Raw genomic sequence first — 295 nt, 5'->3', positions numbered from 1 at the left:
AAAAGTGCCCCGTGCATTTATCTTCTTTATTGGCTTGTCGAGCAATAGGCTCGTTTAATGCCCGCATAAACCAACTGATATCGATTAAGCGCTGTTTATAGACCTGTGCTGTTTCTTCAACCATTTCCATTTCGAATGTCGTTAATGATTGCTCTTGTTGAAATTGACGAGTCAACAGGGTGCCTTTAAACAACTTATGCCAACGGGACAGTACTTCTAGCGTCGTCCAGTTGTTAGCTTTTTCACTATCAACATGAAGGACTAAATGTAAGTGATTATTCATGACAGCGTGAGC

1 pseudogene is annotated in these 295 nt (G+C 41.0%); it reads right to left on the bottom strand.

Annotation, left to right across the window (positions count from 1 at the left end):
- A pseudogene (locus H4J56_RS19440) lies at positions 1-295 on the bottom strand (transposase); the annotation flags it as partial.

Origin of the sequence: Colwellia sp. BRX8-4, from assembly GCF_014077345.1 — a bacterium.
In the GTDB taxonomy this organism is placed as follows: domain Bacteria; phylum Pseudomonadota; class Gammaproteobacteria; order Enterobacterales; family Alteromonadaceae; genus Colwellia_A.
Note: the sequence above shows the minus strand (reverse complement) of the source record. Positions and strands in the feature narration are given on the sequence as shown.